Origin of the sequence: Streptococcus equi subsp. zooepidemicus, from assembly GCF_015689395.1 — a bacterium.
Classification (GTDB): Bacteria; Bacillota; Bacilli; order Lactobacillales; family Streptococcaceae; genus Streptococcus; species Streptococcus equi.
The window spans coordinates 365235-383976 of record NZ_CP065054.1; the positions used below are offsets into that span (position 1 = coordinate 365235).

16 protein-coding genes are annotated in these 18742 nt (G+C 42.6%); 10 read left to right on the forward strand and 6 right to left on the reverse strand.

The annotated features are described in order from the left end of the window. Nucleotides 1–1044 carry a sensor histidine kinase gene (locus I2432_RS01890; protein ID WP_115250581.1) on the forward strand — a complete coding sequence of 348 codons (1044 nt, stop codon included), beginning with the start codon at nucleotides 1–3 and terminating at the stop codon, nucleotides 1042–1044. A 377-nt stretch (nucleotides 1045–1421) separates the two neighbouring features. Here the strand turns inward: I2432_RS01890 and I2432_RS01895 are convergent, their stop codons facing one another. Then, the gene (locus I2432_RS01895; RefSeq protein ID WP_249093326.1) at nucleotides 1422–3062 is read right to left on the reverse strand and encodes a thioester-forming surface-anchored protein; all 1641 of its coding nucleotides are present in this window, start codon (nucleotides 3060–3062) and stop codon (nucleotides 1422–1424) included. A gap of 253 nt (nucleotides 3063–3315) precedes the next feature. On the opposite strand from I2432_RS01895, the gene I2432_RS01900 reads away from it, so the two are divergent. Continuing rightward, a complete protein-coding gene (locus I2432_RS01900; RefSeq protein ID WP_115250583.1) occupies nucleotides 3316–4827 on the forward strand; it encodes a helix-turn-helix domain-containing protein in 1512 nt (503 codons plus the stop codon). 316 nt (nucleotides 4828–5143) lie between these two features. Then, a complete protein-coding gene (locus I2432_RS01905) occupies nucleotides 5144–5821 on the forward strand; it encodes a CPBP family glutamic-type intramembrane protease (RefSeq protein ID WP_206158969.1) in 678 nt (225 codons plus the stop codon). 321 nt (nucleotides 5822–6142) lie between these two features. Here the strand turns inward: I2432_RS01905 and I2432_RS01910 are convergent, their stop codons facing one another. Next, a complete protein-coding gene (locus I2432_RS01910; RefSeq protein ID WP_115250585.1) occupies nucleotides 6143–6511 on the reverse strand; it encodes a helix-turn-helix domain-containing protein in 369 nt (122 codons plus the stop codon). 178 nt (nucleotides 6512–6689) lie between these two features. Between I2432_RS01910 and I2432_RS01915 the strand changes: the two genes are divergently transcribed. After that, nucleotides 6690–6911, forward strand: a complete 222-nt coding sequence (locus I2432_RS01915) for a helix-turn-helix domain-containing protein (RefSeq protein ID WP_200831601.1) — start codon at nucleotides 6690–6692, stop codon at nucleotides 6909–6911. 184 nt (nucleotides 6912–7095) lie between these two features. Next, a complete protein-coding gene (locus tag I2432_RS01920) occupies nucleotides 7096–7488 on the forward strand; it encodes a pyridoxamine 5'-phosphate oxidase family protein (protein ID WP_115250587.1) in 393 nt (130 codons plus the stop codon). A gap of 127 nt (nucleotides 7489–7615) precedes the next feature. Here the strand turns inward: I2432_RS01920 and I2432_RS01925 are convergent, their stop codons facing one another. Continuing rightward, a complete protein-coding gene (locus I2432_RS01925) occupies nucleotides 7616–9916 on the reverse strand; it encodes a Xaa-Pro dipeptidyl-peptidase (protein WP_115250588.1) in 2301 nt (766 codons plus the stop codon). Nucleotides 9917–9936: 20 nt separating this feature from the next. After that, nucleotides 9937–10596, reverse strand: coding sequence for a Crp/Fnr family transcriptional regulator (locus I2432_RS01930; RefSeq protein WP_012514975.1), 660 nt, complete (start codon nucleotides 10594–10596; stop codon nucleotides 9937–9939). 168 nt (nucleotides 10597–10764) lie between these two features. Between I2432_RS01930 and I2432_RS01935 the strand changes: the two genes are divergently transcribed. The 5 genes from I2432_RS01935 (at nucleotide 10765) to I2432_RS01955 (ending at nucleotide 15565) form a co-directional block, all read left to right on the forward strand. Further along, nucleotides 10765–11964 carry an MFS transporter gene (locus I2432_RS01935; RefSeq protein ID WP_115250589.1) on the forward strand — a complete coding sequence of 400 codons (1200 nt, stop codon included), beginning with the start codon at nucleotides 10765–10767 and terminating at the stop codon, nucleotides 11962–11964. Nucleotides 11965–11983: 19 nt separating this feature from the next. Then, nucleotides 11984–12436: a universal stress protein gene (locus I2432_RS01940; protein WP_012678520.1), complete on the forward strand. Its 453-nt coding sequence runs from the start codon at nucleotides 11984–11986 to the stop codon at nucleotides 12434–12436. A gap of 100 nt (nucleotides 12437–12536) precedes the next feature. Beyond that, nucleotides 12537–13385, forward strand: coding sequence for an aquaglyceroporin Gla (gla, locus tag I2432_RS01945; protein WP_037580303.1), 849 nt, complete (start codon nucleotides 12537–12539; stop codon nucleotides 13383–13385). A 489-nt stretch (nucleotides 13386–13874) separates the two neighbouring features. Continuing rightward, nucleotides 13875–14627: a CppA family protein gene (locus I2432_RS01950; RefSeq protein WP_043038541.1), complete on the forward strand. Its 753-nt coding sequence runs from the start codon at nucleotides 13875–13877 to the stop codon at nucleotides 14625–14627. Next, entirely contained in the window at nucleotides 14624–15565 is a 942-nt protein-coding gene (locus I2432_RS01955; RefSeq protein WP_115250590.1) for a serine hydrolase domain-containing protein, read from the forward strand. The genes I2432_RS01950 and I2432_RS01955 overlap by 4 nt, the downstream gene beginning before the upstream one ends. Before the next feature lie 163 nt (nucleotides 15566–15728). Here the strand turns inward: I2432_RS01955 and I2432_RS01960 are convergent, their stop codons facing one another. Both I2432_RS01960 and pflB read right to left on the reverse strand, forming a co-directional pair. After that, complete coding sequence (locus tag I2432_RS01960; protein ID WP_115250591.1) at nucleotides 15729–16007, reverse strand: hypothetical protein; 279 nt, start codon at nucleotides 16005–16007, stop codon at nucleotides 15729–15731. Nucleotides 16008–16299: 292 nt separating this feature from the next. Then, a complete protein-coding gene (gene pflB / locus I2432_RS01965) occupies nucleotides 16300–18624 on the reverse strand; it encodes a formate C-acetyltransferase (protein WP_012678516.1) in 2325 nt (774 codons plus the stop codon). Nucleotides 18625–18742 lie beyond the last annotated feature (118 nt).

Sequence of the window (18742 nt, forward strand, 5' to 3'; positions counted from 1 at the left end):
ATGCGACTAAGAACATACATTGTGATCGGCTATGTCATGTCTATGCTGATTACCATTGCAGGCCTGATTGTTGGTTTGAACCAAATGCTCATTACAGTTGAGGACATTTCCTATATTTTGGTAATAGCTCTGATTGCCTCAATGGCAGGAGGGGTAGTGAATATGATCCTCTTGAGTAATGTCTTTTCATCACTTAATACCTTAAAGAAAAAGATACAGGCTATTTCTCAACGAAACTTTGACAGTGGTCATCTTATCACATGCCCTTTGGAATTTAAAGATTTGGAAGAAAGCTTTAATCAGATGTCATTGGAGCTGGAAGCCAGCTTTGCGTCACTGAGTGAGAGTGAGCATGAGAAATCCATGATGATTGCTCAGCTGTCGCACGATATTAAGACACCCTTGACCTCTATTCAAGCAACTGTAGAGGGGATTTTAGATGGCGTTATTCCAAGGGAAGAGGAGAGGCACTATCTAAACACCATCTCACGACAGACCAACCGTTTGAATCAATTAGTTGAAGAATTGCATGTGGTCAGCCTGAATAATCAGCAGCAAGAACAGCGCCCCCTTCAAATCATCTATCTTGAAGAGCTTTTGATTAACATTTTATCAGAATTTCAATTGACCTTAGAGCAAGAAAAGCGTTCCGTCCACATTGAAGTGGCACCAGAAGTGGTTAAGATCAGCAGCAGATATGATGCCTTGTCTCGGATTATGCTGAATTTAGTCAGCAATGCGCTTAAATATTCAAAGTCCAATACTGCCTTGACCATTAAGGCCTACCGACAGGCTCAGTCTATTCGAGTTGATGTTATTGATCAGGGGCAAGGGATCAGAGCGGAGGATTTGCCCTTGATTTTCAAGCGCCTCTACCGCGTCGAAGCCTCTCGCAATATGAAAACCGGTGGTCATGGGCTGGGGCTCTATATTGCTAGGCAGTTGGCTCACCAATTAGGTGGGGATATTGCTGTTGAGAGCCAGCTTGGAAAGGGGAGCTGCTTCTCCCTGCTTTTGCCAGCTAGCCCGCTATTAGGAGACTAGACCCTCAGGTAAAAGGCATGTGGTTATACAGCTAGGACATCACAAAAAATGTATCAGTAGGTTCGGAGCAAGCATCAGCAGCAAGGCTGGTGCTTGTTTTTTGTATCAGCTTTTCTCTAGGGCTGCACGACGAGTTGATAGCTTATGGTAGCTGCGCATACCGCTAGTGTCAGTAGAGATAGGGCAAAAAGGAAGCGGTACTGTTTAGTGTCTTCTATTATAATGTAAGTGTCAAAAAAGCCCCCCAAGAGTTAGAGCGCTTGTCTAATCTTTGGGGAGCAGTTTATTTCTAGGCATTTTTGTTGTAAGGTGTTCTAAGAGGGTGTGAAGCCCACTTGAGATGGACCTTAATGCCTTATGCCACCTGTCAGTGTGGGTTAGTCTTTTTTAGATGGTCGCTTGAACAGTGAAAGGCCTAGAACCAGTAGCATTGACATGGCGCCGATGATGCTTAGGGTTAATTGCTTGAACTCACTTGTCTGTGGCAGATGAGTGCCTTTGTTAGGCTTTTCGTCATTAACAATTGGTGCAGGTTTAGGCTTAGGTGTAGGCTTCTTGGTGTCTTCGACAATTGTAGTGTCACCAGACTGTCCAGACATACCCGGTTGGGTGTTTTCAGAGAAGTCGATGATTTGCCCTTGCCCGCCAATGATTATCTCAGACTTCTTGGTGTCTTCAACAATCGTAGTGTCACCAGACTGCCCAGACATACCTGATTGGGTGTTTTCAGAGAAGTCGATGATTTGTCCCTGACCACCAATCATGACCTCAGGTTTCTTAGTGTCCTCTGACTCGATAGTACCGCCAGATTGTCCAGACATGCCTTTTTGTGTGTCCTCTGTTGTCTCGATGGTTTGTCCCTGACCACCAATCATGACCTCCGGCTTTTTGGTGTTTTCTGACTCGATAGTACCACCAGATTGTCCCGACATGCCTTTTTGTGTATCCTCTGTTGTCTCGATGATTGGTCCATGACCACCGGTTTGTCCTGGTAAATCAGGTTGTTCTCCTTCAAGCCCATTTAATGGTTTATCATTTTTACCAAAGGTACCAGGTTTATCAGGCGCTCCGGCCTCACCGCCTGATTCTGGTAAATTAGGTTGCCCTCCTTCAAGCCCATTTAATGGTTTATCATTTTTACCAAAGGTACCAGGTTTATCAGGCGCTCCGGCCTCACCGCCTGATTCTGGTAAACTAGGTTGTCCTCCTTCAAGCCCATTTAATGGTTTATCATTTTTGCCAAAAGTACCAGGTTTATCAGGCGCTCCAGCTTCACCACTTAATCCTGGTAATTCTCCTTTAAGACCATCTAATTTATGGTGATTCTGACCACCAAAACCATCTACTTTAGGAATTAAGGTAGAGCCAAGAAGATTTTGGTATCCACCACTATATCCTGTTCCACCTGATTTATAAATATACAAATCTAAAGTCTGTTTCTTTTGAGCTTCACTTAAATCAGGATTTTCTCCAGCCTTTATTAAGTTTTGTAGTGCTTGATCTTCTTCAGAAGTTAAACTATAAGTTGTTCTAAAATGTTCTTTTGAAAAGCTGTCACTAAAATACCAGATAGCTAATTGGGTAATCTTTCTACTTTGATCTTCGCGAAGATTCTCGATATGCTTAACGTTAGGATAACCTTTGCTTAAAACAACTATCAATGATTCTATTAGCTTATCGCTTTTCTTAGGTGTAGTTGCTGTTTTTTTAAATAATTCGTTTGTACCTACTTCTTTATTGTATAGTGGTAAAGAAGTAGGTGAAGTTCTGCTAGACTCCCAATTGTCTGGCCAATGATTGTTTCTATTAAAACAGTATACAATAGTTTCTAGTTTTCTTTGGCTTTCAGTAGTAGGCGTTGCATATAAAAAGAACGGTGAATCTTGTCTCGTTCCATCATTCCACCCATAATAAAGCTGCTCTGCCCAGACGCGTAGGGTTCCTCCGGCAAAGCTTGTTGCCAGCACAATACAGGTAGCTGACGTCGTCAGTACCTTTCTAAATGATTTTGTTTTCAACTCTCTTCTCTCCATTATTAAGTTTTTAATGTGTTTTCCGTTAGGAAACCTGAATAACTATATCATATGAGATGAGAATGTGTAATAGTTTTAAGCTGATTTCTTTATCGTTTTACCTGGCTCAAGCTTTTGTGTTATAATAAAGGGTATCAGAAAAATCGTCCTGACATTAAATATTTTTTGTCGCTTTTTTTTTGGTGAAAACTGTTATGATAATGACGCTAACAAAATGGTTTGAGGAGGGAAAAGTGTTTTGCTTGAAGAGTATTTGGAACCAGTGATTAATCATCAGGCTTTGCTGCTGACCATACTACTTGCTAAAAAAAGGATCAGTTTCCACGCCATTCAGCAAAAAACAGGCTTTAGCCTAGCTAACATAAAGCGCTATATCCACCAATTAGAGGAGCTTTTCCAAGGAGATATTGCTTTTGAGTGGGATAGCACTATTGTCCGCTGCACCGTTTTGAAAAGGGGCAAGCCGTTTTTGAAGACGATTTACCGCCAATCGGTACGGCTTCACATTCTTAAATTTCTCTTGATGAAGGCACCTTGCTATAAGGTTAAATCTGTCTCAGGCTTTGCTAAGGAGCATTTTATTTCCACACCGTCAGCTTATCGGCTGATTCAGCACATGAAGCCCTTTGTTGAGGAGTGCGGCTTGGCCTTAGAGGATAATAGTGTTGTTGGCGAGGAGTGGCGTATCCGCTATTTGATTGCCTTATTGCATGACAAGTACGGGATTGTCATCTATGAGCTGACTGATCATGATTTGGATATTGTGCATGATGTTATCTTCACCATTAAGCAGCAAAAAACGCCTCACCCGTTACTGGATAAGAAGTTTCGCTTTTTTGATGTGCTCTTGTCGCTGTCTTGGAAGCGTAGAGAGTTTGACATTGCTATCCCTCAGGAAGGGATTTTTAAACGTTTAAAGGCCTTAACGCTCTATAGGGATTTGGAGGACTTTTTCAAACGCAAGGGGAAATTACTGCTTGATATGGACTTTCCCAGTAGCGAGATTGATTATCTTTTTCTTGTTTATCTGACGGTTAACAACTCTTTTTCGATCACAGAATGGTCCGAGGAGGATTCTTCGGCCTTATTGACGATCATTCAGGAGGATCCTGCTTACCAAGAGCTGCTGGGTGAGCTACGCCACTTATTTGACCACTATATCGTCTTTGACAAGGCCTGTATCCAGACCTTGATTCCTTATTTTCGTAAGACCCTGTTTGATTTGCAGCTGCTTATCCCGCAAAAATATTATTATGCTGAGGAATATCAGGGCAGTAAGCCCTTAGCTAATCGTATCGAAGGCCTGATTAATAGCTGGGCAGATCGGGTCTCTGGTCGAGGTCGGCTGACAGGCTCTAATTTGCATTTGCTTTGCACGCGACTTGAGCAGCTTGTTAGAGAAGGGCTGCCGCCTTTAGCCATAGCAGTGATCGAAATCAATAAGAAAAACATTGATATTTTATATAGCTTGGTCCTGCAACAGGTGAGTCCTTGTGTTGCAACGGTCTGTCGCTTTAATATTTTGTCAGAGGCTGAATTGCTTTGGGCAACTGATTTTGACTTGATTGTGACAACAGCTGAGATGACTGCTTTTATCAAGGAGAAGCTATCACTGAATGATAACACCAAAATTCTGGATTTCAATTTTGACTTTGTGATGTATCAGGCAGAGTATCTATCGCAGGTGATCAGAGAATTACGAGACAAGCAATATCAAGAGTCCTTGGTGGCGTCTGATTGGTGTTTTTAAGCTGCTTTTTTGCTGTTAGTACTCAAATAGGTCAGGTTAGGGGCTTTTATAGTTGGCAGGGATATGGTAAGATGGTCTTGTTCTGTGTGATGTTGGATTGATAAGTCTGTTGACTCAGCTGGGTCAGGCCTTTGACAGTTCTGATGAGCGCAAGGACTATTAGAAGATAGCTTTGTTGAAGCTAGAGTAGGGCTGTCTGTCAGCTTTACCAATTCAAAAGTTGAGTGCTTGTAAATTAGTCACATTTAAGATCAAGATTAGCTGATGGCAATACAGCCTAACTAATCTGACAATTATTAGAATTGAGGAAGAGTAATTGGATACCATAAAACGTCATCGTGCAGCTGTACTGGTCGTGCTGTATATCATTGCTGTGTACCTTTACAGACAAGTTAGCAATGCAATCGAGCTTCCACCCGTATTGAATACCTTTTTATTTTACGGGCGCCATTTGCTTATGTTTGCGCTTGGGATCTGTTGGCTTTATCGGGCAGATTATCAGAGGGACTGGCAGCAGTTTTCAAAGAAATGGGTCAAAAATACCCTATGGGTCTTGGTGATTTTTGCGGTGCTTTATGCTGCAAATATTGTGCTTAGCAGCCTTTCCTTGCAAGCAAGCAGCAATGCGGCTGTTTTAGCTAATCGCTACAATGCTAGTGAGGGCTTAGAGACTGTTCTCTTTATTTTGGTGGTGAGTGTTATTGGCCCCTTTAATGAAGAGCTTATTTTCCGCAAGATTATCATTGGTGAGGAAAAGACCAGCACAGGCTTGGTGCTTGCCCGCCTGTTGCTATCAACACTCTTATTTGGTTTGGTTCATATTTATTCCTTTGCTGATCTGTCATCTATTGTGGTGTACAGTGGCTTGGGGCTTTTACTAGGCTTGGTTTACATTTGGAAGAGAAATATCTATTTTTCAACAGCAGCTCATATCTTAAACAATGGCATTGCTTATGTCTTTGTCTTACTAGAGCTGTTGGGTGTCCTTAGATAAGCTTGCTAAAGCTCGCAGCGCAGCTAGCTTATCGCAAAAGGCTTAGCTGATCTATTTGATCAATATGAAAAAACAAAAGGCTGTATCAGACTAATGCATTTAAAGCATTAATCTGGTACAGTCTTGTTATGTGTGCTGGTATGGCAGGTGTGCGTGTAAGTCTTAACATCGGCTAAGCAAGAATGAGCAGTGAGGGGAAATAGGCAGACAGCCCACCAAGAGCATAGCCTGTTGTGTCTGGGATTGAACACTAAGCAAGTAAGCCTAGGTGCCAGCCTAGCTAATCTTCAGATCCCCTCAAAAGGGCTATAGTGATCAGGATTAGTCCTTGCTCTTTTCTTCTTTATCCTGATGAGATAAGAGATCCTGACCAAAATCCAGCCATTTGTTATAGTTGTTTTCAGATAGCTGCTCTGAAATCATTACTAAATCTCTTTGGGGAAGCTGATAAGTCACTCCCTTATTTTCCAGTGTTAAATCCTTTTCCATGAGGTCTGTCAGGCTGACATCAAAGATGGCAGCAATATCACTCAGGAGACCAGATTTTGGAGTGTACTTTCCTCTTTCCCATTCGCTGATTGAGGAAGAGCTTTTTCGTCCTAAAAGGTTAGCAAGTTCTAATTGTTCCATATTCTTTTTTAGCCGAAGATATTTTAAATTAGTTGCAAAAAATGTTTTCTTTTCGGACATTTCCATTCTCCTTTATTTCTATATAGGATATGATACCACAAATCAAGCTAAATCAAAAGATTTAGAAAAAGAAGTGGGGAAAGTGCTGTAAAAGACTTGACTTCATAAAAACCGAAGTCTATAATAAACTTATCATCTGTCATTAATATTACCTGAGATGAGAGGCGGAGGAAAAATATTGTCAAAAGCAACGTTAAAGGAATTGAGGATTGCTCAAAAAAAGACCCAAAAGGAACTGTCAGCTTTAACTGGGATTTCTGTTAGAACACTAGCCAGATATGAAAAGGATATTCAAAAGCTTAGGCGAGCTAAGTATGAAAAATTAAGAGGTATTGCAGAGGCATTGACCATATCAGTTGATGATATTTTTTTGGGCGACGATTCGGATTTTATGAAATAAAGAGTGCTTGCTAATCGCTTTTTTACTGTGATCAAGGATGATGGCTAGATAGCGAGAATCATTCTAATCTTAAGTAAACTGTAAAACTTTTTTAAGCTAACCTATTTTTGTCGGCTTTTCTGCTTAACTATGCTATAATCAAAGCGTAGTCAGCTGACTATAGTAACGATTAAGAGGAGATTATATGTTAACAGAGGAAATGAAAGACATGATTGCTGAGCAATTAGCAATGGTCGCAACTGTGGATAATGATGGTAATCCCAACATTGGTCCAAAGCGTTCGATGAGACTATTAGACGATGAAACCTTGGTTTACAATGAAAATACTGGCGGCCAAACCTATTCAAATATTCAGGCTAATGGCAAAATTGAGGTCGCTTATGTCAATCGTGAGCAATTGCGTGGTTATCGCTTTGTAGGACGTGCGGAAATCATTACAGAGGGTCCTGTCTTTGAGGCTGCCAAGGAATGGGCAGAAGGTAAGATGGGCGCACCAAAGGCAGCCGGCTTGATTCATATCGAGTCAGTCTATAGCCTGCATTCTGGTGCTGAGGCCGGTAAAAAGGTTTCCAAATAAGGAAAAGAGCCTAGAGACTTTTGTGTAGAGCTCCCTAAGAGGTTAGACAGGAAATCTAACGTTTTTGGGGGGCAGGTCACTTTTGTCTCTGGCCTCTTTTTTTATGGTTGGCTAAAGGGCTGCTGACTTAGACGCTTTGTCTTGAGGAGTCCTCATCGGTAGGGATTAGGAGATATGATTGCTCCAAATCTAGGGTTAGGGCATAGTTGCTATTGTCGCGGATTGTATGCTCAAAATCAGTCGTGTAAAGAACGACTCTTAGGGTGTCTCCCTTGGCCATATGATAGATGGTTGGCTGCAAGTGGAAGGTTATGCTTATCCATTGGTCATTTGGAATATCCTCGATGGTCAATAGGCCGCTGCGGTGCTGTAGGTTTAGGACACCCTTGGTAACCACACGATAGGGACTGTCCTTGAAGGGAAGCTCCTTGAGGGCTTCACGCGCAAATTGTTGCCCGTTGTCAATACTGTCTAGCTCAAGAATGGCAGGTAAATCACCAAAGCGCTTTTTCTTGCCATAATCTAGGAGCTGTGCAGATAAAATCCCTTTGTTTTCACTTGATTTTAGCTTAAGCTTAAGGCAGGCTTGCCCGTTGATTGGTAGATCCTCTTCTAACAGAATATCAATGACTGCTTGATTTGCCTTGCCTTCAAAAAGCTCAGCTTTAAAGGCACGAAAATCCTTGCCATAGCGCTTAAAGTCCTCTTCGCCATAGTGATTGTCAATCAAGACATGATCCTCGCCTAGGGCAATCTGACGCTTGCTGTGACCGCCAAAGGCTGTTAGCTCTTTCCAGGTTTGTTCTTTTTGGTTATCCTGCCAGATGATTGTTGGTAGGGTAAAGCCATTATTTTGTCCTAGCATTTTTTGACAGAGCAGGGCATTCATGGCCTCACGAAAATCAATTGACTGCCAGTTGTGCATGTAGACATGCTCACCATGATGTAGGAAAAGGTGCTTTCCAAGGCTATCAGGCAGGGCATTGAAGATATTGTAGACCTGTCTAGGCTTCACATTCCAGTCCTGTAGGCCATGCGTGTAGACGACCTCACACTTGATGCGATCAGCCTGTGGCAGGTAGTTGCGGTCATGCCAAAATTGATTGTAGTTGCCTGATTGGCGCTCGAGAGCTTGAGATTGTTGGCTCAGCAGCTGTTGATAATGGTCGTTGTGACGTAAGTAATCACCTGGCAGCAGGTTACGCGAGTAGGTGAGCTCTGTCAGCACATCGAGATCCTCTCCTGGGTAGCCACCAGGACTGCATACCAGCCCATTTTCACGATAATAATCGTACCAAGAAGAAATGGCAGCTTCAGCAATGATGACTGCTAAGCCATCAACACCTGTTGTAGCCAGTCCTGTTGACATGGTACCAAGATAGGATTTTCCAGTTGTTGCGACTAAGCCATTTGACCAATCAGCCTTGATTTGATAGTCACGCTTGTGGCTCGTGTAAGCAGTAGCTCTGCCATTTAGCCAATCGATAACAGCCTTAAAGCTTTCGATCTGGGCGTAGTCACCACTTGTCATAAAGCCAGTTGAGCCTGCTGTTCCCACTCCTGAGACATAGAGATTGGCAAAGCCACGCGCTAGAAAATAATCATTTAGTGTGTAGGAGCTGATATGGCTGAAGGTCTCTTGGCACTCATTGACAGGAAGCCTTGAGGGCTTGGTGGCAAGCGGCTGAAAATCAGTTGGCTCAACGGTAATCCTACGAGGAGCCTTAGGGCTAAGCTCACCTTCCATGCTATGGAGCTTTTTATCGTTGGCGGTCTCATTAATTCCTTGGTGATAAGGGCTGGCTGTCATCATGCTTGGTATAGCAGTGCTGGCCTTGGGGCGGATAATGTTGACCTTGATAAGGTCCAGCTGTCCGTCTTGGTCGGTGTCTAGTGGAGCTTCGACATAGACCACCTCGCGAATGAGGCTAGTAGTGTCAAAGGTTGCTAGGGCTTTTCCATTGAAGTAGTGGTAGCAATTATCCATAGGAAGCAAGCCCTGACTAACAAGGCTATCAATCAAGGTCACACCGGACTTCTGCCGGGTTGCAAGCAGCTGATGTAAATTGAGTAGTAATTGCTGGCTGTCAAAAACAATCGGAAAGCCAATCTTTTGTATAAAGTCCTGTGTATCGGTAAAGTCAACAGCAGGAATAAAGCCAAGGACCTGTAAGGCCACTAAATCAAAAACCTCTTTTGTCAGCGTTGCATCAGATGTTAAAAAGGTCAAGAGGTCGAGATCCTTGCTTGCAATCATATGGCTCAAGGGATAATCGGTATCCTGAAAATGAAAAAATAGCTTTCTAAGGAAAATAGCGAAGCTCTCCTTGGGTGCTTGCTTTTGCTGGACAGCAAAGCCCAGGGCCTGAAGCTCAGCTACAGCTGTTTCTAGACTGGTGGGAATGTAAGATAATTGATTATAGCGCATGGGACGTCCTTTCTAAATCATTAAAAAACAATATTATCCTTTAGCTTCTCTAAATTGGTAATGATGATATGCTGGTCATTGATTTGAATAATGCCCTCTTTTTTGAGCTGCTTTAGGAGACGACTGACACTGCTGGCAGTCGAAATGCCGCAGAATTTGCCCAGCTCCTCATTTGTGATGATAAAATCAATAAGGATATGGCCATTAGCCAAGGGGCGTCCAAAAAGGGTCATTAAATCGTAAATCTGAGTAGAGATAGCGCCGATACGGCCATTTGTCAGCATACACTGCATTTTTTTCATTGATTTTTGGAGGCGGTAGTGATAAAAGTCCTTGACATAGCCCTGCAGCTCGATATCCTCGCTAATATCCCTTAAAAAGGTAGAATGACGAACCTTATAAAAGCTGGCAGTCTCAGATTCGATGCGAACATTGTAGGGCTCTCTCATGTCCTTGGAATAGCCGGTATTAAGCACAGAGGTGATCTCAAGGCCTGTGACGTACCTGAGGTTAAATTCCATGCCATATTTTGACAGAACGCTTTGCTTGACAATGCCCTCCTTTAGGATATACGTAAAATCCTCCTCTAAGCTTTCAAAGGTCAGGTATTTGTGGTAGCCCTTTTCGATAATAGGAAAGTTATGACTGTCAATATAACGCTGTAAGATTTGATGGTTCACGCTTTTCTCCTAGAGGTGTTTCTGATATCATTATATAATTTGTTGTTGCAGCAATGCTTAGCATTTGCTAATGTCGTTTAATAGTATCACCTATATTATACCATTGAAATGGGGCATTATCTGATTTTTTTGTAAAATGTTAATGAAATAGAGAGGAGCTCATTTTCAGTGGAAGACAAATTATTTAACAAGCATTTTATAGGGATCACAGTATTAAATTTTATTGTGTATATGGTCTATTACTTGTTTACGGTGATCATTGCCTTTGTTGCGACTAAGGAATTAGGAGCTAAGACCAGTGAGGCAGGTCTGGCGACGGGGATTTATATCCTAGGAACCCTGCTGGCTCGACTGATCTTTGGCAAGCAATTGGAGGTTTTTGGACGACGCTTAGTGCTAAGAGGGGGCGCCATTTTTTACCTCTTGACCACTTTGGCCTACTTTTTCATGCCAACGATTGGCATGATGTATCTTGTCAGGCTGCTAAACGGCTTTGGCTATGGTGTTGTCTCAACAGCGACCAACACTATTGTTACGGCCTATATTCCAGCTAGAAAGCGTGGGGAGGGGATCAATTTTTATGGCTTATCAACTAGTCTAGCAGCAGCTATTGGTCCTTTTGTGGGTACCTTTATGCTGGATAATCTGCACATAGATTTTCGATTGATTATTGTCTTGTGTAGTGTCTTGATTGCAGTGGTTGTGGCGGGGGCTTTTGCCTTTCCTGTGACAAATATTAACCTTAACTCAGAGCAGCTAGCTAAAACGAAATCCTGGACGGTTGATAGCTTTATTGAGCAGAAGGCTCTGTTTATTACCCTCATTGCTTTTTTGATGGGGATTGCCTATGCGTCTGTCCTAGGCTTTCAAAAATTATACACAACAGAGATTCATTTAACGACGGTAGGGGCTTATTTCTTTGTGGTTTATGCCTTGATCATCACGATAACTCGCCCTGCTATGGGACGCTTGATGGACCTAAAGGGAGACAAATGGGTGCTATACCCTAGCTATCTCTTTTTGGCGCTGGGGCTTTTCTTGCTTGGTAGTGTGACAAGCAGTGTCCCTTATTTGCTTTCAGGTGCTTTGATAGGCTTTGGCTATGGGACCTTTATGTCCTGTGGGCAGGCTGTGTCCATTAAAGGGGTTGAAGAGCATCGCTTTAATACAGCTATGTCTACTTATATGATTGGGCTAGATTTGGGCTTGGGTGCGGGACCTTATCTGTTGGGACTCATCAAGGATATGCTTCTTGGGTCTGGTGTGCAGTCATTTCGCCAATTGTTCTGGCTAGCAGCGGTCATTCCAGCTGCCTGCGCAGTCATGTATTTCCTAAAGACACAAGCAAAGGCTATTGAGAAAGGCTAATCAACGAAAGGAGACAAAGATGATAAGCAAATATAAACGGATTCTGGCTGCTGTAGATGGCTCTTACGAATCAGAATTAGCTGTTGAGAAGGCCATTAATGTTGCCCTTCGCAATGATGCGGTCTTACTGCTGGTTCATGTTATTGATGTTAAGGCCTATCAGGGTGATGCAATGGTTAGTGACTATGTCTTTGACACACAAGAGGAGCACGCCAAGGAGGTGTTGCGCTATTACGAGAAAATGGCTAGGGATCGGGGCGTTAGCAGCATTAAAAAAATCATCGAAAGAGGTAACCCTAAAAAGCTCTTAGCCAGTGACATTCCTGAAAAGGAAGAGGCTGATTTGATCATGGTAGGAGCAACTGGCTTAAATACCTTTGAGCGGCTACTGATTGGATCGACCTCAGAGTATATCCTGCGGCATGCTAAAAAAGACTTATTAGTTGTCCGTAATTGTGAAAAAACACTGTAAAAATTAAGTAGGGAATATCTTAATAATAGGCTTTACAATAACTAGTATCCTTGATAAAATGGTATCTGTTATACTTATCATTTGGAGGAAACTAGAGAATATGGAAATAACATGGACTGTGAAATACATCACAGAGTTTATTGCCACTGCATTTTTGATTATTTTGGGAAATGGAGCAGTTGCCAATGTTGACCTAAAGGGAACAAAGGGCAATCGCTCAGGCTGGCTTGTTATTGCCTTTGGCTATGGCCTTGGTGTGATGATGCCGGCACTTATGTTTGGTAATGTATCTGGAAATCATATTAACCCAGCCTTTACCTTTGGCTTGGCAGTTTCAGGCTTGTTCCCTTGGGCACACGTTTTACAATATGTTCTTGCTCAATTGCTAGGGGCCATGTTTGGTCAATTAGTGGTTGTTGCAGTGTACAAGCCTTATTTTGTTAAGACAGATAACCCTAACAATATTTTGGGATCCTTCTCAACGATTTCAGCTGTTGATGATGGTGACAAGAGCAGCCGTAAGGCAGCCTATATTAATGGCTTTTTGAACGAGTTTGTTGGTTCCTTTGTCCTCTTTTTTGGAGCAATGGCCTTAACAAAGAATTACTTTGGGGTGGAGCTTGTTGGTAAGCTAGTAGAGGCTGGTTATGACCAAACAACAGCTGCAACGCAAATCTCTCCTTATGTGACAGGCTCACTTGCAGTAGCTCACTTGGGGATTGGTTTCTTGGTGATGACCCTTGTGACCTCTCTTGGTGGTCCTACTGGTCCAGCGCTCAATCCAGCGCGTGACTTGGGTCCTCGTTTGGTTCACCACTTCTTACCAAAATCAGTCCTTGGACCAGCCAAGGGCGACTCAAAATGGTGGTACTCATGGGTACCGGTTGCTGCCCCAGTGCTAGCAGCAGTAGCAGCAGTAGCAGCATTCAAATTCCTTTATATCAAGTAAAAAAGAAGGCTTAGGCCTTCTTTTTTGTGATAAAAGCTTGCCAGCAAGAGCCAGCTGAATCTGGTCTGAGCTAAGCTGGTAGTATCCTTACTAATGCTGAAGATAAGGTGCTTTTGAAGTTGCGCGTGGATAAGAAAATCTGGGCAATTTCAGTTATCATCTGTTATTGAGGAGAGCGAAATCACATTTCAAGAGTGTGATTGTTACTGTGAGAACTAAAAAAGGTTCTCACTTTTGGTTAAGGAAAAGTCAGATTAAAGAGATACTTCATGTGCTATTTTGAAAAAGTCGCATTTACCAATATGTGCATGAGTTACGCTAAGAAAAGGTGCTTGTGATAGAGCGCACGAAGAAAGAGTGGACTGGCTAAGCCTGGTGGTTATGAGCTCTATCTTGCCTTAGTAGCGCGTGATAGGCGGTTAGAAAGCATATAATTCCTTGTCAAAAATTGGAATTTTGTCTATAATAGCAGAGGATTAGGAGGAATATATGACTTTATTTGACAATATTGTCTTTAAAACCCCAGTATTACGTGTTAACAATCGCGACCTTAATATTGCCTTTTACCAAAAAAATTTAGGCTTAAGGCTAGTGTCAGAGGAAAACGCGATATCAATTTTTTCATCTTGGGGTCAAGGACAAGAACGCTTTGTAATTGAAGAATCTCCAGCAGCAAGAACACGCGCTGTAGATGGTCCTAAGAAAGTAAACACGATTGTTATCAAAACAACTGCCCCTAAGGACATTGAGCAGCTCCTGGCTCATGGCGCTGACTATGATCTGGTTTTCAAGGGGAAAAAAGGCTATGCCTTTGAAGTCACCTCACCAGAGGGAGATCGCTTCTTACTCCATGCAGAGGACGATATTAAAGAGCTTGACATTATTGATTTCCCTGCAATTGACAAGGAAGCTGACTTTAGAGGGCTGAGTCAATTTAGCTTTGATCTGATTGCCTTAAATGTTTTAGATGATGAGCAGTCCAGAGCCTTTTACCAGTCTATTTTTGGCGATTGCCTACCAATCACGCTTGAGTTTAATAAGGAGACTGGTCAGGATTTGACCATTGCACCGCATGTCACATGGGATTTGGAGATTTTAGAATTTCAGGTGCCAGACAGCTATGACTTACTTGCCTTAAAGACCTATCTTGAGGACAAGGGGTGTCAGGTTTATTTAGACAAAAAGGCTAGAGTGCTTGTCTTTTCAGACCCAAGTCAGCTCGAAATTTGGTTTGTCAAATGACACTAGAGGTCATAGAGAAAGTAAGCCAGCAGATTCAGAAAGGCTTGTATCATGGGGCTAGCTTAGCCCTTTTTCGCTCGGGCAGCTGGCAGGAGCATTATATCGGCACTCTTGATGGTCAAAGACCTGTTACCAAAGGCTTGGTTTATGATCTAGCCAGTGTCTCTAAGGTTGTTGGAGTAGCGACTGTTTGTGTAGATATGATCAATAGTGGTGCTTTAGCTCTTGATAGTCCCCTAAGGCATTATTATCCTGACGCTCAAAAGCTAGAGGTCACACTGCGGCAGCTACTCACCCATACTAGTGGCCTTGACCCTTATATTCCCAATCGAGACCAGCTCAATGCCCAGCAATTAAGACGAGCGATGCATCAGCTCCAGGTCAAGGAGGATAAGACCTTTCATTACACAGATGTGAATTTTTTACTGCTTGGCTTTATGTTAGAGTACCTTCATGGAAAGTCTCTTGATAAGCTCTTTCAGGAGATGGTTTTTACCCCCTTTGGAATGACTGAGACCTCCTTTGGTCCAAGGCCAGAAGCAGTTCCAACAGTCAAGGAAGTGACTGGTGGAGAGGTACATGATCCCAAGGCTAAGGTTTTAGGGACAGCCGCAGGATCAGCAGGCCTATTTTCAACCCTGAGAGATTTGGAGCTGTTTATTGAGCATTACCTGAGGGAGAGCTTTTCAGATAGACTTTTTCAAAGCTATAGCAGACAGGAAAAGCCTAGATCTCTGGGCTGGAGCCTAGAGGGTGACTGGATTAGTCATACAGGCTATACAGGCCCCTTTATCATGCTCAACAAAAAAGAGCAGCTGGCAGCGATTTTTCTGACCAATAGAACCTATGACAAGGATGACAGGGCTTTGTGGATCAAAGAGAGACGACAACTTCGGGACGTTATTTATAGGGCCTTTGACACCGATAGTCCAAAATAAGAACGAGAGCACAAGCAGGCTTTTCAGGTGATATACTTGATAGGCCTGCTTGTTTTTGGTGTGCTTGTCTCTTGGTTTTTACTTATCAGAATAGCAAAAAGCCCTTAGAGCTTAGTTCTCTAAGAGCTTATTTTTGCTATTTGAGGATTAATTGAGCTAAAGCTTAAAAAAGCCTACTTATAGCTCCCCATAGAGACAAAGCAAAGCCCAACAATCCTCCCAAAAAGGACTGCTGATTTGACTTATAATTTTCGTCAAAATGCCAAGTCCACCCTCCATGTCCATCGGGACATTTAAACCATCCGTTACCAGTGTTCGTACAAAGATTTTGATGGTTTTCACTAGCATATACGGTCTGTGTTGTTGTCTGGCTTGTGCTGATAGGAGCTAGGGTTAGGGTTATAGCAGTAGCTAACAAGTATAGGGTTTTTAGTCGTTTCATTGTTATTCTCCTTAATAGATAATTGTTTAGCTTAGCAGTTAGTTATTGTTAACGCTTCCTAAGAAGAATTTAACATGTTGACTGATAGCCTTAAAGAGCTCCTCATCAGCTTTTCTCCGTAGTTTCGTTTTTTTTTTTTTTAATGAAAAGGTTAATCGTCTGATTTTCACAATGATAATGATAGGCTTGCTAGTAGTTTCAACCAGCTCTGCTGGTTATTTAGCTGCTGAGGTGCATGTGTGATAAAAAAAGAACCTGTCAACAGACAGGCTCTTAGCTAGCTAAGATTAGCTTATTTTCCTGAAATAGCTTCAGCGGCATCGTCCATTGAAAGCACTTCGTGGAAGACACGTTGAGTTAATTCAGTTTTTTGTTCTGGTGTAAGGTATTTGGTATTGACACAGTATCCAGAGATACGGACAATAACGTCTTCACCAGCCATGATTTTATCGTAAACGTCGTTTAAGTCCATAACGTTTAGGTTGACGTGTTGACCACCATTTTCAAAGTAACCATCAAGGATAGTAACAAGGTTTTCAACCTGTTCGTCATGTGTCTTACCAAGCGCACGAGGTGATACCTGAGTAGTTAGTGAGATACCATCTGCGGCATATGAGAAGTCAAGGCTTGCAAGTGAGTTCAAGTTTTGCAGCCAGCCACCCTTAGCCTTGTTAGATGGGTTAGCACCTGGTGAGAAGAATTCAAGCTGTGATAGGTTAGTTGTACCATCTTCGTTGAGGTAAACACCGCGGTGAACCGGAGAGTTACCAGTTTGCTTAGAGTAAGCAACGTTTGAAGTGATGGTAAGCAATGACACAGTTGCTTCAGCGTTTTTGTAAAGCTTGTGGCTGCGTAGGCGTGTAGTGTAAGCCTCAATCAACCACTCAGCTAGCTCGTTTGAGCGAGGGTCGTCTTCACCCCAACGTGGGTAGTCGCCGATTGTTTCGTAGTCATAGATGTAACCATCTTCGTCACGAATTGGCTTAACAGTTGCATACTTAATAGCTGATAGGGTATCAACAGTATTTGCGAAGCCACAGATACCAAATCCCATGTTAGCACGTTGATGTGATGGTAAGAATGCCATTTGAACAGCTTCGTAGTTGTACTTGTCAGTCATGTAGTGAATGATATTAAGCGCATCTACGTAAGTATCAGTCAACCAATCAAGTGATTTTTCAAAGTTAGCCTTAACAGTATCAAAGTCAAGGACATCATCAGTAACAGGGTCGATGTCAAATACCTTGTAGTCCTTGTGCACATCATCGTAACCACCGTTAAGTCCAGTAAGAAGGGCTTTAAGCACGTTCACACGAGCACCGAAGTACTGAATGTTATGACGTTGCTCTTCATTTTCTGGGTCAAGTGGTGACACACAGCATGAGATACATGACATTTCACCGTAGCCGTCCTTAGCCATTGTTGTCACACCCTCATATTGGATTGAAGAGTGCTTGTGACTCATGTGCATACAGTAGCGACGGAAAGCATATGGTAATTTATCAGTCCAAAGAACGGTTAGGTTTGGCTCTGGAGAGTTACCAATATTGTCAAGTGTGTTTAAGAAGCGGTAGTCCATCTTTGTAACGCGGTGACGACCGTCATTACCCATACCAGCCATAGAGGTTGTGATGAAGGTTGGGTCACCTGAGTAAAGAGCGTCGTAAGCTTTTGTACGAGCAAACTTAACGGTACGAAGCTTGAGGACAAAATCATCAACGAATTCTTGAATTTCTGATTCGGTGAAGGTACCACGCGCAAGGTCACGCTCAGCAAAGATATCAAGAACGATCGGCACACGTCCAAGAGAGGTAGCAGCACCATTGATCACGCGGCAAACAGCCATAAAGGCAATGTTAACCCATTGGATAGCTTCTTTGACATTTTCAGCAGGACGACGAACATCAACACCGTAAAGATCACCTAACTTAACCACTTCGCCAAGTGCTTGGTATTGCAGGTTGATTTCTTCACGTAGGCGGATTGATTCTTCGTCGATTTCAGTGATGGCATTCCAGTCGTTGACCTTTTCTTGCATCAGGTAGTCTGCTCCGTAGAGGGCAAGACGTGCGTAAACACCGATGATACGACCACGTGAGTAAGCATCTGGCAGACCAGTTACAGTGTGGGCATGGCGCGCACGACGAATGTTTGACGTGTAAGCGCGGAAAATACCGTCATTAACCGTTGTCACATGCTTAGTGAAAATCTCATGTACAGCAGGATCTGGCTCATAGCCGTTTTCCTTAAGCGTTGTTTCCGCCATACGGATACCACCCTTTGGCATGAAGTTCAATTTGAATAGCTCATCGTTTTGGATACCAAAGATTAATTCCTTATCCTTGTCAATAAATCCGGCAGGAATGTCAGCAATTGAGGTTGGACGAGTATCGTATGGGAAGCGTGTTGCTTCGTAGTGAGCTTTAGTCTCCTCAATGACCTTTTTGATGTGCAATGAACGCTCAGTAACACCTGCTAGGAATGACTCATCACCATCATAAGGTGTGTAGTTAGCCTGTACAAAACGAGATATACTTGCTTTTTCCTTCCAGTCAGTTCCCTTAAAGCCTTCCCAAGCTTTTTCAAAAACATCTGCATTAGTTTTAACAGTTGCCATAAGTTTCTCCTTAAAATCTAGTAACAAGTCCAATCTGTTACATTTACAATCTAAGTTTACCATAGGGGAAACGTTTTCCCAAGCAAAAATCTTGACAAATACAAGATTCTTTTATATT